The sequence below is a fragment of the Alkalitalea saponilacus genome, assembly GCF_900168165.1.
Taxonomy (GTDB): domain Bacteria; phylum Bacteroidota; class Bacteroidia; order Bacteroidales; family Marinilabiliaceae; genus Natronoflexus; species Natronoflexus saponilacus.
Map to the genome: position 1 here is coordinate 51,048 of NZ_FUYV01000004.1, position 17,060 is coordinate 68,107.

Here is a 17,060-nt window from a genome sequence, read left to right on the forward strand (position 1 = left end):
AGAACTTATTGTAAATGAGAATCCGACTGTTCTTATTGATAGTGATAATAGTCCCGAACATCAGGTTTGTTTGGGAGAAGATCTTGAGTTGGAAGCTACACCGTCGGGAGGAAGCGGTAATTATGTTTACCGTTGGTACCGTGCAGGCGTTGTAATAGCTGGAGAAGAGAATTCAACTTACACCATAACCAATGCACAGTTTACTGATGCAGTTGAATATACTGTAGTTGCCATCGACAGCGACACCGGTTGCGAAAGCGATCCGGCATCCTTAACTGTTGTTGTAACCCAAGCATCTGCTACTTTGGATGGAGCAGCAATTTTTTGTGAAAACACTTCTGAGACTTACACCGCTGGTGGAGGAGTTTCTTACGAGTTTAGTATACCTGGGATTGGAGTTGTTCAAGCCATGTCAGCTAATAATGAATACACCACTGATCCAACTTTATCTGCCGGTATTTATACATTAAGAGTTGACATTGTAGATGAAAACGGCTGTGAAGATTTTGAAGAGATTAGCTTTGCGATCAACGCTGCACCCGAGGTTACACCTATGGCAGATTTCGCCGTATGCGAAGGAGACAATTTTACTTTACAAGTTACCGTTTCCGGTGGTGCCGGTCCTTATAACTTTGAATGGGAAGGGCCTGATAATTTTGAATCAGATGAGGAACAGCCTCAATTAAATAATGTTAGCTTGTTAGCTTCAGGTACATACACTGTTGTGGTTACAGATGCCAATGGTTGTGGAAGTGCTACTGCTGAAATTGATGTCACAGTAAATGAGCGTCCTGTAATTTCCTCATTAGATAGCGACTCTCCACATGCAACTTTACATCAGGTTTGTAGAGGTGGAGACCTTACATTAACTGCTGAAGCTATTGGAGGAACCGGTGTATATACATACACATGGATATTTGATGGAAATACCATCCAAACCGGTTCAGACAATACACTGATTATTAATAATGCAGATGAAAATGCTGATGCAGGTACTTATACCGTTATCGTTAATGATGGAAACTGCGACAGTGATCCGATGGACATCGAAGTGGTGGTTACGTTTGCAACAGCTGCACTTAATGTTACCGATGATGCCGTTTGTGAAGGAATATCTGTTACATTCTCTGCCGGTGGAGGTGTTTCTTATGAATTCTTTGTTAATGGTTCTTCTGTTAAAGGGCCGGGAGCATTAAACACATATACTACCTCCGATTTATCTGATGGAGATATTGTTTTAGTTGAAGTTACAGATGCCAATGGATGTGTGGATACAGAGCAGATTACAATGACCATTTATCCATTACCTGTAGTATCGCTTTCAGCCGATCTAAACGATGTTTGTTCCGGAGAAACCATTACAATAGAAGCAACACCGGGGTATGTCAATTACGATTTCAGAATTAATGGGACTTCTATTCAGAATTCCGAATCCAATATATTTGAATATTCTAATTTCGTCGATGGCGATTTGGTCTCGGTTAGAACCAGCTCAGAATTTTGTTCTACGCTAACTGGACCTTTGACCATAGAAATACGTGATTTACCTGAAATTACTCTGGAAAGCGATCAGACAAATGACATTGCTTGTGAAGGTGAAGACGTTATATTTACTGCTGGTGGAGGTGTTGATTATCAATTCTATCTTGATGGTGATTTGGTTCAGGACTTTGGAAATGGAAATGTCTGGACAACAAATAGTTTAGTAGATGGGCAGGTAGTGAGAGTTGTGGGTGAAGGAGCCAATGGTTGTTTTAATGAAGCTTCTGTTACAATGGAGGTTAATACACCCGTTGCAACAATGGCTGTTTCACCAAACCGACCTGAACATTGTGCCAATGAAACTGTGCGTTTTACCGCATCAGCCGGAGAACTCTTTGAGTTCTTCCTAAACGGCAATTCTCAAGGCGAAACAACAAACCCTGTATTTGAACACTTCCCACCTGCAGATGGAGACGAAATTTATGTTATTATAACCAATGAATTTGGTTGTGTAGCTACTTCAGATGTGAGACAACTAATTGTGAATCCAGTTCCAACAGTAAATCTGAATGTTGATGCAACCGATGAAACCATTTGTGAAGGGGAAGAGGTTATCTTTACTGCCACGGCTGGTTTGGGATGGAACTATCGATTCTTTGTTCTTAGAGATGGTAGTGATATAGAGGTTCAGGATGGAGAACTCAACACTTATACAACCTCTGATCTTCAGGATGGTGATGAAGTATATGTAGTTGTGCGAGATGAAAATTCATGTAACGGGATTTCACCAAGTGTAATAATGACTGTCAATCCAAATCCTGAAGTAACACTTAACGTGTTACCTTCAAACCATATTTCAGAAGGACAGGATGTTACACTTGAAGCGACAGGTAATGGTATAGAATTTTTATTCTTTATAAACGATGTACAAGTGCCTGAAGGATGGATTACTGACAATACTTATGATTTTCTGAATCCTGAGGACGGTGATTTTGTTTATGTTGATGCTCGTTCAGCATTTGGTTGTATCACCAGGAGTGATACAATAGAAATCATGGTTGATGCACTTCCGATAGTATTCGATATTCTACCTGAAGATCCTTATTATTGTGCTGATGAATCAGGTGTTCAGCTTTTTCTGAATAATTATGAGGAAGGTGTGAGATACGACCTTTATGAAATTTCTGATCTGGATACGCCTTTTGCAACCGGAGTTGTAGAATCCGATGTCTTAGTTTGGAACGATGTTCCTGCTGGCACTTATCGTGTTCGTGCAACTCGTCTAATTGGTGTAGAGCCTAATATTTGGTTCCCTGATGATGTAACTGTAACTGAAGAAGCAACACCGGTTATTTTTGATGTTACACCTAATGGAGTTGTAACTGAATGTCCTGTTACAATTGAACTGCTTGGTTCAGAGGAAGATTTTATCTATACCTTATACAGGGATGGAATGCCATTAGCTGGTTCAAATGTTATTGGAACTGGTGGCGATCTTATATTTGGTGATTTTGATATGGTTGGTGTTTATACCATTCTTGCTACAAATCCCGAAACGGGATGTACTTCATGGATGAATGGAGAAGTTGATTTGGATTTACCACCGGTTGGAGATATTTATGACTTACTAACCGATCCCGAGAATGGCGCCTTTTGTGAAGGCGGAATTGGTGTTAGCTTATATCTTGCAGAATCCACAATAGGAGTAAATTATCAATTGTATTATGGAGGTTTACTTCAAGAAGAAGTAGTAAGCGAAGATGGCGGTGAGATTAACTTTGGAATGTACACAGCACCTGGTGTTTATCAGGTATTTATAGAGGTGGGTAGTGGATGCCGATATCCAATGTCTGCGACAGAGATTATTATGAATCCATTGCCTGAGCCAAGAGGCATTGAGGCTGACAACAATGGACATTTCTGCGAAGGAAGTGATGGTGTTGAAATCCGACTTATTGGTTCTCAGGCTAATGTACGGTATGAGTTGCAACGTAATACAAATATTGTAGCAGAACTACCTGCTCTTCCTGAAGATGATGCAGAAACACGTGCCTTTGATGGATTGGTTAATGTTGCTGGCACATATACTGTCTTCGGTTTCACTGAAAATGATTGTATAGGAATCGTTGCAACAATTGAGATTGTTCAGGATGATCTGCCTAACATTTATTCTGTTTTTTCAATACCTGCCGGTGGTTTCTGTGAAGGAGAAACAGGCACTATTGTTGTGGATGGTTCCCAACCTGGTGTTACGTATAATTTATATCTTATTGGCGACAGTGATCCTATTGATAGTCAATCCGGCGATGGTGGTATCATTGAATTTACCGGTATAGATGCTGAAGGCACTTATTTTGTTGAGGCTGTTAATAATTTAACTGGTTGTTCAAGAATACTTAATGAAGAAGGACTTGTTATTGACGTTATTCAATTGCCTGACACTGCAATTGATATAAATATAATTATAGGGGATGAAAATTGTGACCCGGTTGTTGTGGAAATAGTAAATCCAGAGATTGGTGTTTTCTACGAACTGCTGCGTTATGAAGATGGAAATTTATACTCAACAAATAACTTCACACTAACACCCGATGGATCATCAGTTAGCTTTAATGGCATTATTGATTCAGATGGTTATTATAATATCATTGCGATTAGAAATGGTTGTTCTGTATTGATATATGATGATTTTGATGATTATATTCACATCGATGTGCCCGGGGCCATACGTCAGTTTGAGGTAACTGGATTCGATAATCTTTGTGAAGGTGAGGGGGGCGCAATTATTAGTTTAAGTGGTTCAGAGGTGGGTGTCAATTATGAGTTATGGAGGATGGGAGATGATATTCCTGTTGAAACTCGTGACGGTGATGGTGATGCAATTATTTTTAACGAAATATATAGTGAAGGTCAATATTATGTAAGAGGAGATAATGGTATATGTCCCGCTCAAATAGGAAGTTCATTTGAGGTAACATTCCATCCTTTACCGGTTGCTTTCCAGTTGTATGGTGATGAAGCATTTTGTGGTGATCATGAAGCAAGGATTTATTTAAATGGTATGGAACCAAACACCACTTATATCCTTCAATTCCGTTCTGAAACTGATGGGTTCAAATCCCTTCAACAAACCATTACAACAGGAAATGAGGTCATCGATGAACCTCTGGCATTTTTACCAGTAGTTGTTGAAGGTTATTATACCGTATTTGCCCGCTCTCAGTTTGGATGTACTTCCAGCATGAATGGAGAAGTTCATGTTGAAATGAGGGATCTCCCGAATGTATCAGGTATAACGATTACAGGGCATGACAATCCTTTCGATTGTGGTTACGCAGAGATTCATTTATCTGGTGTTGAAAGTGGAGTCCTTTATTCATTGTATCATGATGATGATTTAGTCCGTAGCATTCCTGTCACTACTCAAAGCAGCATATTGTTTGGTAGTATTACTGACTCTGGCGATTATACCATTTACGCATCATATAATGGGGCTTGTGAAGTTGAAGTAACTAGTTTTGATATAATTATAGAAGATGTTCCTGCGATTGGCGTACTTACTAAAAGCGAAGATGGTTGCGTCAGTTCAGTTACTTTAACTCTATCTGAAAGTGCAATGGGAGTTAACTATTATCTATCAATAGATGGTAATAAGCTTGAGGAGAGAATGCTTGAAGGAAATGGCGAAACATTGGAATGGATTATAGAAGATCAAGGCTCTGCACTTTATGGTATTATTGCAGAGACTCCTGGAAGTCAGTGTCCTTCATATAGTAATCAAGTTCTGGTTAATATAATTTCAGGAAGAGAATCCATAGTTTCATTCCCTTATGGCACCGAATACTGTTCCGATGGTATTGGTATCTCAATTGAAATTGGTAATACTGAACCTGGGGTTTATTATGATTTATACATGGATACTCCATTTGGAATGATGTATCAATTTACCAGACGTGGTAATGGCGGTTTTGTTTCATTTGATGAACTAACCGGATCTTTGGAAGGAACCGATTATTCAATAGTCGTTAGTTCTGGTTGCGTTACCGTTGATCAACCTCAATTCACCGTAACCGCGTTACCATCACCAGAAATATTCCGTCTTACACGTACCACTGATTCACAGGAATTTGTGCTTAGTGGCTCAGAGGCAGGAGTATGGTATTTCTTGCTCAGAAATGGACGATTTATATTTGATGATATTAACTATATCCGTCCTGGTACTGGTTCGCCTGTCAACTTTGGCTACATCGATATCCCTGGTTATTATTCTGTTGTTGCGCAACACGAAACCAGCGATTGTGAGGCGTTTATGGATAACATCATACATATTGACAGTGAATTGCCTGATTTTAGAGCCAATGATGATGTGTTCTATCTTGGTATAGACAGGTTCTCTGGAATTATCGATGTTGCCAGAAATGACCGATTTGATCCATTCCTTGATGAAGGTCATCTAGAATTTATGCTCATTGACCCGATGTTGGAGGCTGAGGTTGAACGATTCACTTTGTATTTGGATAACGATGTTGCCAATGTTCCAATAGCTGAATTGTCAATTGATACTGAGACTGGTGAAGTATCATATTCTAAGCTCCAGGTTAGTTATTTCGGTATCGATTCAGTTCAATACAGTGTACGAAATACTCAGCCTGGATTGCAGAATCGTTATGACACTGCAAACATTACAATAGTTGTTGGAAACAAGGATATTGATGAACGTTTATCGTTTATTTTACCCAATGCTTTCTCACCAAATGGTGATGGCTTAAATGATTTTTTCATCATACAAGGATTGGACAACACATATGAGTCTAATTTAGAAGTGTTCAATCGTTGGGGAACTGTTGTTTATAGAAGCAGAGGTCGATGGTATAATAACGATTGGGATGGAACCGCCAATTCAGGAGACATGGTTTCTATTGGAAAAGAACTACCTGTTGGAGTCTATTTTTATGTGTTTAGTGTAAAGGTTTATATTGATGAAGAGTTAATTAACAGAACCTTTAGCGGATTTATTGAATTGAGAAGATAAGAATTAAGATAGTAACCCAATTGCAACAGGTTTAAACCTGTTGCAATTAAGTCCCTATATTATGATTAAAAAGTATCTGATATTAATAGGTTTAATGTTGACTGTGGGTGGAGGAATGATCATTGGTCAAAATCAATATCAATTCAACCATTACATTGCCAATCAGGGTTTGTTAAACCCTGCTTACAATGGTACCAGGGACATTATTAGCGGACTGATGATTCATCGCAGTCAATGGGTTGGTTTGGATGGTGCTCCTATGAACCAGGCCTTAAATGTACACGGTCCAATTGAAGATACCGATGTCGGCCTTGGATTGTCCATCGTGAATGATCGCATTGGATTTACCAATACATTGGATTTGTTTGGTGCTGCTTCATATAAACTCCAATTGGATCGAGATGAAAAGTTTCTTTCATTTGGTCTTCAGTTTGGACTAAGTTCAATGATTTATGATGGAACCGACGCAGTTATCATCGACTACGAAGATCCATTGTTCTCAGGTAAGGAAACAAAATTGAATTTCAATTTTGGTTTTGGTGCTTATTATTTTGCTGATGATTATTTTATTGGTTTTTCTATCCCTAAATTTTTTACTGATCAATTTGATGAAAGAAGCGAAGGCTTTAAGAACTCTATAGATTATAAGAATATACATAAATATTTGTATGGAGGTTATGTGTTTGACTGGCATCCTGTGAAAGTTAAACCTACGCTTATGATTAGAGAAGTTTATGGCGCGCCTTTGGTTTTTGATGTTTCCACATCTGTACTTTTGGCTGATCAGGTATGGGTGGGGTTGGCCTATCGTTCCATATCCGATATGGTATTCTTGTTGGAATATATCATTAATCGACAATTTACAGTCAGATATTCGGCAGATTATCCGTTTAATTCTATGAACAGACATGCAAAATTTGGATCACATGAAATAAGTCTCCAATTTGATTTTTCATTCAATCGGAGGCCTGGAATGCGTTCAATCAGGTATTTCTAATTGGTTGTATCCTGAATTCAGGATACGCAGTATAGTTAAATAATATCACAGATGTTTTTTAAGAAGTTTGGATACATCTGAAAATCTATAGAAAATAAATCTTTACGAGATGAGACCATACCTAAAGTCCATATTTATTTTTCTCTTTCTGTTAAGCTCTACGCTTGCCTGGAGTCAGGGAGCTCTATTACGCCGGGCTAATAATGAGTACAACAGGGGAGAGTACTATGAAGCGCTTCAACTATTTCAAAGAATTGTTGCTAGTGGCTATGAACTTGATATTGAATCCAGGATCAAAGTTGCACATTGTCATTACGACCGGAATAACATCATGGAAGCGTGGAGTATTTTTTCTGAATTGGAAGATCATTTAACCGGTCACTATCTTTTTCTATACGCTTCGAGCACTCATAAAATTGGTTTTTATGAAGGAGCAATTAACTTATACCGACGAGCAAGACCTGAAAATCCCAGAATTCAAGGTCAAATAGATGAGCTGATCAGGGCTTGTGAATGGGCGCTTGCTAACCCAATATTTGATCAGGATGTTAATGTTCTGCCATCGTTAATTCCTACGTTTGGTCAGTCATTTGGATTACAATATTATGGTGATGGAGTTGTTTATTCTTCTGCATCGCCCGAAGATGAAGGTCAGCGAGGACGCCGCGACCGTACAGGAAGAAGTATGTTAGACTTATATTATTCAGATCTTACCAATGGTAGTGTTTCATCTGAACGGAGACTTTTTTCTCAAAATCTGGTTTTTCCTGAACACGTAGGAGCAACTTCTTTTTCTCCTGATCAAAAAAGAATGTATTATACCCGTGTTGTTCGAGTTCGTGGAGGATCTGTATTCAAGATTTTTTCAGTAGAGCATGATGGAAGGGACTGGGTAAATGAGCGAGAACTTCCATTCAATAGCAACGATTTCGATACTGGTTATCCTGCCGTATCGCCCGACGGGAAATTTCTTTATTTTGCTTCAAATCGTCCGGGTGGTTATGGAGGTATGGATATTTATATGGTTGAAATTCGTGGCAGAGGAAACTATGGTCCGCCACGTAATCTTGGACCAGAAGTTAATACATTTGGAAATGAGGTATTCCCGTTTATTAGTCAGGATAATGTATTATATTTTTCAAGTGATGGACACATTGGTTTCGGCGGTCTTGATGTTTTTAAAGCTTCCAATGTAAATGGGAACTGGAGAAACATTGAGAATATGATGCAGCCTATGAACTCTTCCTTTGATGATTTTGCTTTTGTTATTAATCCGGAAAATCCATCACATGGGTTCTTTTCAACTAACAGAAGGGGAGATGGTGATAACGATGAATTTTATTCTGTAAGACTGCGTGAACAGGAAGAAAGGATTGAAAGTGAACCTATCGACGCTATTCCTGTCATTGGATTGCCCGATTCAGAACCAGAACCTGAGCCTGTAATTGAAGAACCGATTATTGAAGAACCTGTAATTGAGGAGCCAACAATTGATCTTTCGATGTTTCCATCATCTTTTGGAACAATAGTTAATAGTTCTTTTGATGAGGATGCCCTAGAAAATGCGTCAGTTCGGCTTTTAGATTCTTTTACAGGCAGTGTTGTTGCTCGTGGTTCAACCGGTTCTAATGGTCGGTTTTTGATTACCATTCCTGATAGTTACAGAAGAGAGGGACAGGAGTTTGAAATTGAGGTTTCTAAATCAGAATATCATACACGAAAACTTGTCGCCAATATTCTCGAATTAACAGAGATTGAGAGAAATGGTATTACCCTTACTCGCATATTCAGGGAAGCTGCGCTGAATGAAATCAGTGGTTTAATTATACCATATGTTGGTTCCGAAATTACCCAGGAAGGATACAGAATTTTAGATCAAGTGGCAGGTTATTTAGAAAACAACCCTCATGTTGTAATTCGTCTTAATGCGCATACAGATGCACGAGGTGATCGGATGAATAACCTTACCACTTCACAGAATGTATCTGAAACTGCGAAATCATATCTTGTATCTAAGGGTATTTCTGGAAATAATATAATTGCCAGAGGTTATGGAGAAAGATATTTATTAAATAATTGCAGTAGAGGCAAGCTATGCAGTGATTCTGAACATTTGGAAAACCGACGTGTGGAAGTTGTGATCTGGCGGTTTTTGCAATAATATCAATTTTTGAAACCATTGAACTTTCATAATTGAATGAAAATGTCGAATTTTGAAGATTGAACCTAATACAAAATTTAAAGTGATGAACCTGATAAAGAGCATTATTATAATTCCACTGTTGTTTTGCACGATATTTGCTTATGGTGACAAACTTGAGCATTTACGTTCAGCTCGCAGAATAATTACAGTGCATGATATTACTGCACCATATTTTACCATTCAGATTTTGGCCTTAGCAGAGCCACCCGGAAATCCTGGGTTTTTCAATGATATTGATGTAGCAAGGGAGTTTATATCAACCGATGGGTTTGTACGTTACACAGTAGGGGAATACAGTACATTTTCAGAAGCTGCTAGTGATTTGGATCAAATGAAAGCTAAAGGTTATCAGGATGCTTTTGTTTTAAATTTGAGAAGAATAACTTTGAAAGGAAGTAATTATCAGTCAACAGGAGTTGATGGATTTGTACCTGATCCTAGTTTGGAATATACTATTCAGCTAGCAGCCTACAGGTTTCCGGTTTATGTTTCCGAATTTGAGCAATTTGATAATGTATATGAGTTCTATATGCAGGATCGTATCTTTAGATACACAACCGGACGTTTCCGCGGAAACGTTGCTGTTCAGGAATTGGAAGAGGTAAAAAGAAAAGGTTACCCGGATGCCTTTCTGGTTAGATTTGATCAGTATGAAAGGTATCGTATAGAATAAAATATATTGCAGCAGGTCGGTCTGTCGCTGCAAACTGTCGTTTGCAGAGGAAAGTCCGGACTACAAAGAGCAACGTGCTTCCTAACGGGAAGATACTCGTGAGGGTATTTCAGCGTAACAGAAAATAACCGTTCCGGCTTGCCGGAATAAGGGTGAAAAGGTGAGGTAAGAGCTCACCGGTTCCGGTGGTGACATCGGAAGCCGTACGTCACACGTGTTGCAAGACCATGTATACCCCGGTTTCTTTATAGAAGCAGGGTTGCTCGCCCTGTTGATTCCAGCCGGGGAGGGTAGGTCGCTGGAGATTGTGGGTGACTGCAATCCTAGATAAATGACAGACACTGTTAATCAGTACAGAATCCGGCTTACAGACTTGCTGCTTTTTCTTTTCCTAATTTTTTAATTGTTCGCACGTGAAAAATAAAATAGATCAGGTAAAGAAATTTGTGCAGGAGGATATTTGGCGCATCAGGAAAGAAAAAACGTCTAAGCGGCAATATTTGACCATCCGACTTTTCCGCATTTTTGTCCTTGCCATTAAAAGATTCATGGTAGACAACTGTCAGGTGAAGGCATCTGCACTTACTTATTACTCGCTTTTATCTGTGGTGCCAGTTGTAGCTCTGGTCTTTGCAATTGCTAAAGGATTTGGTTTTCGTGAGCGGCTTGAAGAAGAACTTCAGTCAAAACTTACAGGCCATGAGGAGGTGATGATTTGGGTACAGGAATTTGCTCTCAGCTATCTCGACAATGTGCAGGGGGGAATGATTGCAGGGATTGGTATTGTGATTCTTCTTTGGAGTGTAATGAAAATTCTAGGTAGCATCGAAGAATCCTTTAATGATGTTTGGGATGTAAAGCATGCCCGTACGATGGTGCGCAAATTCAGCGATTACATATCGTTTGTTTTGGTTGCTACCGTTTTATTGATGCTTTCCTCCAGTTTTTTGGTTTTTATTACCAATAGCATCGAGATTTTTGATGTAGGCCGTATTGCCACACCAATCATCGTTTGGGCCTCACCTTATGTCGCCATCTGGATGGTGTTTTCCTTGATGTTTATTTTGATGCCAAACACAAAGGTTAAACCTACTGCCGGTTTCTTTGGAGGATTCATTGCCGGTTCTCTGTTTCTCCTTGTTCAGTTTGCATATATTACCTTTCAGATAGGAATGTCGAAGTATAATGCCATTTATGGTAGTTTTGCCGCTTTGCCGTTATTTTTGATTTGGATGAACATATCTTGGCTTATTGTTTTGTTAGGGGCAGAGTTATCGTACGCCTTTCAGAATGAAAAGAGTTTTGAATTTGAAGCTGATACCCAGAAAATGAGTTTTCATTATCGACGTTTGGTTAGTTTACTCGTTGTAAAATATCTGGTTGATGCATTCAGGGATGAGAAACCTGCCCCAACTATGAGTGAAATTTCGGTTAGTCTTAAGCTGCCAATTCGTTTGGTTTCTGAACTTCTAAGGAAACTCGAAGAAGCAGGTGTTTTAGTGGAGGTATTATCGATTGATGACGACAGAGATATAGGTTATGCCCCAGCATTTGACATCGATAAAATGTCTGTTAATTGTGTCATTGATAAAATAGAATCACATGGTTCGTCGGATTTCCATTTCGAGGAATCTGAAGGTTACCAAACTTTAAAAGATATTCTTGATGCCTTCTCAAAACAGAAATCAGAAATGAAGGAGAATGTTTTATTACGGGATTTGTAGTGATACATTATATCACAATTATAAAACAAAAAAAGCAGCATATTTATGCTGCTTTTTTTATGGGGCCGCATCAACTGAGACTAATTAAACTCCTAAATGACAGGAATTTGAGTGCACCCTAATCGCGAAGATCCTCTGTGCTCCGAAAAGCAACCCGAAGGTTGAGGCCTGTCCTTGAAAAGGATAGCTTTCTCGGTATGTTATTAGTGTTGAGTTTAACAATCACTAGCAGTTGATGCGGTTTTATTTTCAAGTAACTAAACCTGATTCTGTTCCGCTCTTTATTTCAATGAACCTATAACAAATATAATGGTTTCAAAGGTTTTTTGCAAGAAAATACTGCTGTTTTAGGAACTATTTCCCTTTTCGCCATGGAAAATTTCCATTGCCTCGCATCATTGACCTGACAGGGAATACGCCCATATTAGCAAACCTTATATCTTCGAGTGTGTAAAAGGCATTCGGGTTATATTCCTGTATGATATCCGCAACCAGTTTGTAATCGCTTCTTTTAATAACACAATAGATAATGTTTACCCTTGATCTTGTACCTTGTGCTTCTGAAGAAGTAATACCAAAACCTTCGTTTGCAAGTCGTTTGATTAATGCATCTCCCTGCTCGTGAGTTATAATGCGAAGGTTCATGAATCCTAGTGCCAGTTTCTCTTCTATTATTAAGCCGATGTAGTTTCCCACTGCAAATCCGGCTGAGTATGCTACGTAATACATCCAATTATCAAGATTCTGGAATATTTTCCCCATGGCCAGTAACCAAATGAATACTTCAAAAAATCCCAATATCGGTGCAAGTATCTTATATCCTTTGGAAATGAAAACGATACGCAGTGTTCCGATGGTAACATCGGAAACACGTGCTATAAATATCAGAAAAGGTATAATAACCCATGTAAACCAGAAAGTATCGTAAAATTCCATCAAGCTATTGTTTTACAATTGAAGCGTGAAAAAGTTCAATGTCGACTACGTATCGACTATGAGCACCAATGGCAATCTCTTCAAGACTTTCATCCAATACAACTACATCAAAAAACAACTTGTTATTCTCTATAAATTTGAGATGAACCATGCACCGCACTAGTTCCCCTTTACCAACCGGCTTAAAATGTTTTACATTAATTTCGGAACTAACAGTTTCCTTATTCTCGTCTAAATATGGCTTAATGAGGTTGGTCACAGCTTTTTCTATAAACAAAATAAGTGCTGACGTCGAAAATGCTTTAACACCAGAAGTTCCCAGTCTATTTGCCAAATCCTCTTCATCAACTCTTTTCTCCAATGTCAGTCGTAAGCCTTCTTCTATTTTGTTTGTACTCATATGTGATCCTTATTAAGACATTCAATTGTTATTTTTATACTATTCACTCAAATTTATAGTTATTCCTAGTAATAACAAACTTCCAACATATGTTTTTAAGTATTTATTAGGAATGATTAGTGTCCGGTAAAAAGTTGTTTTGTCCCTAACGGGGCAATAGTTTTTTTTTCAACTAATTGTTTTACCGATCTTTAGTCTCAAACGGGACTGTGCCGTCGGTACAGAATATCGGTAAAGAAAAATTAACCCCCAATTTCAAGTGTCCTTTAGGGACACAACAATTTGCAGGCATTTTAGCATCTTGTCTGAAAATTTACCGGACAGTAATGATTAGGAATATATCAAACTTAATATCTATGATGTTTTACCCTAAATAGAATTTCGGTTTTTGATGTAGTAATAATGCCATTTAATAAAAGATTGGTCATGACCCCTATAAGATATTCATCCCACCAATATGGCGATAATGATTTATTTTAACACGAAAATAAATGAAGCGTTTTAAAATTCGGAGGTAAAATAAAAACGAATATCTTTAAAATTTTCCTGAGCCATTTGCAGCATATAGGAGCTGTCTGCTAAAAATACATCCCGGCCATGTTTGTCTTTGGCCATGTATTGGGTTTTCCGTTTTTTAAAGTCTTCCAATTCAGCTTTGTTATCGGAGGTTATCCAACAAGCTTTATATAGGTTAATTGGTTCGTATCTACATGAAGCTCCGTATTCATGCAACAAACGATGTTGAATGACTTCAAATTGAAGAACTCCCACAGTACCAATTATCTTTCGACCATTGGATTGATTAATAAATAGTTGTGCAACACCCTCATCCATTAGCTGATCTACGCCTTTTGCAAGTTGCTTGGCTTTCATTGGATCTGCATTCTCAATGTACCTGAAGAGTTCAGGTGAAAAACTTGGCAATCCTTTATAGTGCAGAATTTCGCCTTCTGTCAGTGTATCTCCGATCTTAAAATTTCCTGAATCGGGAATCCCGACGATATCGCCGGGGAATGCCTCATCAATGATTGATTTCTTTTCGGCCATAAATGCTGTGGGACTACTGAATTTCATCTGTTTGCCCTGTCGGATATGCAAGTAGTTGGTGTTTCGTTTAAAGTGCCCGGAGCAAATTTTTACAAATGCCAGACGGTTTCTGTGGTTTGGATCCATGTTGGCATGGATTTTAAACACAAAACCGGTGAATTTATCTTCATAAGCATCAACAACTCTCTCTTCTGCTTTAGAAGGAAGAGGAGAGGGGGCTATTTTTAAAAATGCGTGCAGTAATTCTCTTACGCCAAAATTATTCAATGCACTACCGAAGAAAACAGGAGCTAGGTTGCCAGCCAGATACTCGTTTTTATCAAATTCCGGATACACTCCCTCCAGAAGTTCCAATTCCTCCCTCAGACTTGAAGCACTTGTTTTACCTACGTACTCTTCAATTTCAGGATCGTTGATGTCGGAGATCTCAATGCCATCCTCTAAAACTTGTTTGTTAGGTGAAAAAAGATAGAGGTTCTCTTCCAAAATGTTGTAAACACCTTTAAACTGATCGCCATTGCCCATTGGCCATGCCAATGGGCGCACTTTTATCTGTAATTCTTCTTCTACTTCATCTAATAGTTCAAAAGCATCTTTTCCGGGCCTGTCTAATTTATTAATAAAAACAATTACCGGAGTTTTTCTCATACGGCAAACTTCCATAAGTTTGCGGGTTTGAGCTTCAACACCTTTGGCTCCGTCAATTACAATGATTACACTGTCAACTGCAGTAAGTGTCCTGTAAGTGTCTTCTGCAAAATCTTGGTGACCAGGCGTATCAAGTATATTAACCTTGTATCCGTTATAATTAAATCCCATGACCGAGGTGGCAACGGAGATTCCTCGTTGCTTTTCAATTTCCATGAAATCGGAGGTGGCCGTTTTTTTAATTTTATTAGATTTTACGGCTCCTGCTACATGAATGGCGCCTCCAAAAAGCAATAACTTCTCGGTAAGAGTGGTTTTTCCGGCATCGGGGTGACTGATGATTCCAAAAGTTCGCCGACGTTGTATTTCTTCTTTAAATGTCATCTGTTGTTTTTTGAGGCTGCAAAAATAGCGGTTTTTTTTCGGCCATCCATTTAATGTCCCTGATAATTCTACTTTTTTATTTGGTTGAATTTTGCGTACTTTGAAGTTAGATGTAAAGATGATGTTATGAGTTGGAGCAATTATCACGGACATAGCTTTTATTGTGACGGGCGAAAAGCACCGGAAGAATATATACCCGCCGCTTTGGAGCAGGGGATGAAGATTATCGGATTTTCTTGTCACGCACCGGTTCCTTTTGAAACCGGGTGGACAATGCCTAAAGATAAACTTCCTCAATACCTTTTGGATATTGAACAACTGCAAAGTAAAAATTTCAATGGCCTTCTGGTACTAAAATCTCTGGAGGTGGATTACATTCCGGATATTGCTGGTCCACTGCACCCCGACATTTTGTCGGCCAAACTGGATTATGTTGTTGGTTCCATTCATTACGTTGATCAGTTTCCATCCGGCCAACATTGGTCAATAGATAACAGCAATGAAGAGTTTGAACAAGGTATTGCTGAAGTTTTTAACGGAAATGTGAAAAGCGCTGTCACGCGATATTTTCATTTACAGATGGAGATGCTCCGTTATCAGCCTCCAAGCATCATCGGTCACATGGATAAAATACGAATGCATAATGTTGTTAAACAGCATTTTAATGAGGATGATGACTGGTACGTTGAACTGGTTCGTGAGACCATGTTAATGGCTAAAGATAAAAATGTTATAGTAGAGATAAATACCAAATATTTTGCCAAAAATGGTTTGCTTTTCCCGGATCATAAGCATTTTAAATGGATGTTTGAAAATGATATCCCGGTTACCATTAACAGTGATGCCCATGACCCGGAGAAATTGACTTCAGGATTCTCTCAGGTAGCTAAATTATTGATGGAAGCAGGCTATACCAGGCTGATGGAATGGAAGGACGGAAAGTTTATTCCAATGCCCTTTAATGAAAAGGGCATTAAATGGGAATAACATAATCTAATTGCTTTTAATATGTATCAGGGATTGTCCTTCTTTGACAAGGCTTTCCTCTGAAACGTCGATTTTCTCAACAGTTCCTGCTATCTCACTCGTGATTTCGTTTTCCATTTTCATGGCCGAAAGTACTATGAGCGGAGTGCCGGCTTCTACTGTATCTCCTTTTTTTACTTTAAGTTTCACAATTTTTCCGGACATAGGCGCTTTCACCAGTAGGTTTTTCAATTTTTTAGCATTTCCGTTGGTGCTGGATAGAATTGCTGGAATGACTTTTAACTCAAAGTAATTATGCAAAGTATTAACTTTATAATTGCCTGCCTCACCACTCTCAATCATCTCCATGCCGATACTACGACCTTTATATAAAATTGAATAAACCCCTTCCGCTGCTTTTACAACATCAAGTTCATAAACTTTATTATTTATGGATACTTTAAATATATCACCTTCTTTTTCAATTACTTTAACGGTTTTATTTATTTTACCGTTTTGAACCATCATTTTCATGTGTCTATGTTTAAGTTATTTAAGGCCACATGAG

10 protein-coding genes and 1 other RNA gene are annotated in these 17,060 nt (G+C 38.6%); 7 read left to right on the plus strand and 4 right to left on the minus strand.

The genetic code is table 11. The annotated features are described in order from the left end of the window. Positions 1-70: 70 nt before the first annotated feature. The 6 genes from B5X70_RS04670 (at position 71) to B5X70_RS04695 (ending at position 12,111) form a co-directional block, all read left to right on the plus strand. On the plus strand, positions 71-6,514 hold the full coding sequence (locus tag B5X70_RS04670) for a T9SS type B sorting domain-containing protein (protein WP_079556724.1): 6,444 nt from the start codon (positions 71-73) through the stop codon (positions 6,512-6,514). Between the two features lie 61 nt (positions 6,515-6,575). Next, on the plus strand, positions 6,576-7,511 hold the full coding sequence (locus B5X70_RS04675; RefSeq protein WP_079556725.1) for a PorP/SprF family type IX secretion system membrane protein: 936 nt from the start codon (positions 6,576-6,578) through the stop codon (positions 7,509-7,511). Positions 7,512-7,620: 109 nt separating this feature from the next. Then, positions 7,621-9,672 (plus strand): OmpA family protein, encoded by a 2,052-nt coding sequence (locus tag B5X70_RS04680; protein WP_079556726.1) that lies wholly within the window; start codon positions 7,621-7,623, stop codon positions 9,670-9,672. An 85-nt stretch (positions 9,673-9,757) separates the two neighbouring features. Beyond that, positions 9,758-10,387, plus strand: a complete 630-nt coding sequence (locus B5X70_RS04685; RefSeq protein WP_079556727.1) for an SPOR domain-containing protein — start codon at positions 9,758-9,760, stop codon at positions 10,385-10,387. A gap of 8 nt (positions 10,388-10,395) precedes the next feature. After that, positions 10,396-10,771: RNase P RNA component class A (gene rnpB / locus B5X70_RS04690), an RNA gene on the plus strand. A gap of 29 nt (positions 10,772-10,800) precedes the next feature. Next, positions 10,801-12,111 (plus strand): YihY/virulence factor BrkB family protein, encoded by a 1,311-nt coding sequence (locus B5X70_RS04695; RefSeq protein ID WP_079556728.1) that lies wholly within the window; start codon positions 10,801-10,803, stop codon positions 12,109-12,111. A gap of 354 nt (positions 12,112-12,465) precedes the next feature. Here B5X70_RS04695 and B5X70_RS04700 read toward each other — a convergent pair whose 3' ends face one another. The 3 genes from B5X70_RS04700 to B5X70_RS04710 form a co-directional block, all read right to left on the minus strand. Further along, positions 12,466-13,047, minus strand: a complete 582-nt coding sequence (locus B5X70_RS04700; protein WP_079556729.1) for a DUF2179 domain-containing protein — start codon at positions 13,045-13,047, stop codon at positions 12,466-12,468. Between the two features lie 4 nt (positions 13,048-13,051). Further along, on the minus strand, positions 13,052-13,447 hold the full coding sequence (locus tag B5X70_RS04705; RefSeq protein WP_079556730.1) for a thioesterase family protein: 396 nt from the start codon (positions 13,445-13,447) through the stop codon (positions 13,052-13,054). Positions 13,448-13,948: 501 nt separating this feature from the next. Next, positions 13,949-15,526: a peptide chain release factor 3 gene (locus B5X70_RS04710; protein ID WP_079556908.1), complete on the minus strand. Its 1,578-nt coding sequence runs from the start codon at positions 15,524-15,526 to the stop codon at positions 13,949-13,951. A 126-nt stretch (positions 15,527-15,652) separates the two neighbouring features. Here B5X70_RS04710 and B5X70_RS04715 point away from each other — a divergent pair, with 126 nt between their 5' ends. Further along, positions 15,653-16,513, plus strand: coding sequence for a histidinol-phosphatase (locus tag B5X70_RS04715; protein ID WP_079556731.1), 861 nt, complete (start codon positions 15,653-15,655; stop codon positions 16,511-16,513). Positions 16,514-16,519: 6 nt separating this feature from the next. On the opposite strand, the gene B5X70_RS04720 is transcribed toward B5X70_RS04715, so the two are convergent. Continuing rightward, the gene (locus B5X70_RS04720) at positions 16,520-17,026 is read right to left on the minus strand and encodes an acyl-CoA carboxylase biotin carboxyl carrier protein subunit (protein ID WP_079556732.1); all 507 of its coding nucleotides are present in this window, start codon (positions 17,024-17,026) and stop codon (positions 16,520-16,522) included. Positions 17,027-17,060: the final 34 nt, after the last annotated feature.

Coding starts and splice junctions, on each gene's coding strand:
- B5X70_RS04685 (WP_079556727.1), top strand. CDS start 9,758: ATGAACCTGATAAAGAGCATTATTATAATTCCACTGTTGTTTTGCACG.
- B5X70_RS04705 (WP_079556730.1), bottom strand. CDS start 13,447: ATGAGTACAAACAAAATAGAAGAAGGCTTACGACTGACATTGGAGAAA.
- B5X70_RS04715 (WP_079556731.1), top strand. CDS start 15,653: ATGAGTTGGAGCAATTATCACGGACATAGCTTTTATTGTGACGGGCGA.
- B5X70_RS04700 (WP_079556729.1), bottom strand. CDS start 13,047: ATGGAATTTTACGATACTTTCTGGTTTACATGGGTTATTATACCTTTT.
- B5X70_RS04720 (WP_079556732.1), bottom strand. CDS start 17,026: ATGAAAATGATGGTTCAAAACGGTAAAATAAATAAAACCGTTAAAGTA.
- B5X70_RS04680 (WP_079556726.1), top strand. CDS start 7,621: ATGAGACCATACCTAAAGTCCATATTTATTTTTCTCTTTCTGTTAAGC.
- B5X70_RS04675 (WP_079556725.1), top strand. CDS start 6,576: ATGATTAAAAAGTATCTGATATTAATAGGTTTAATGTTGACTGTGGGT.
- B5X70_RS04710 (WP_079556908.1), bottom strand. CDS start 15,526: ATGACATTTAAAGAAGAAATACAACGTCGGCGAACTTTTGGAATCATC.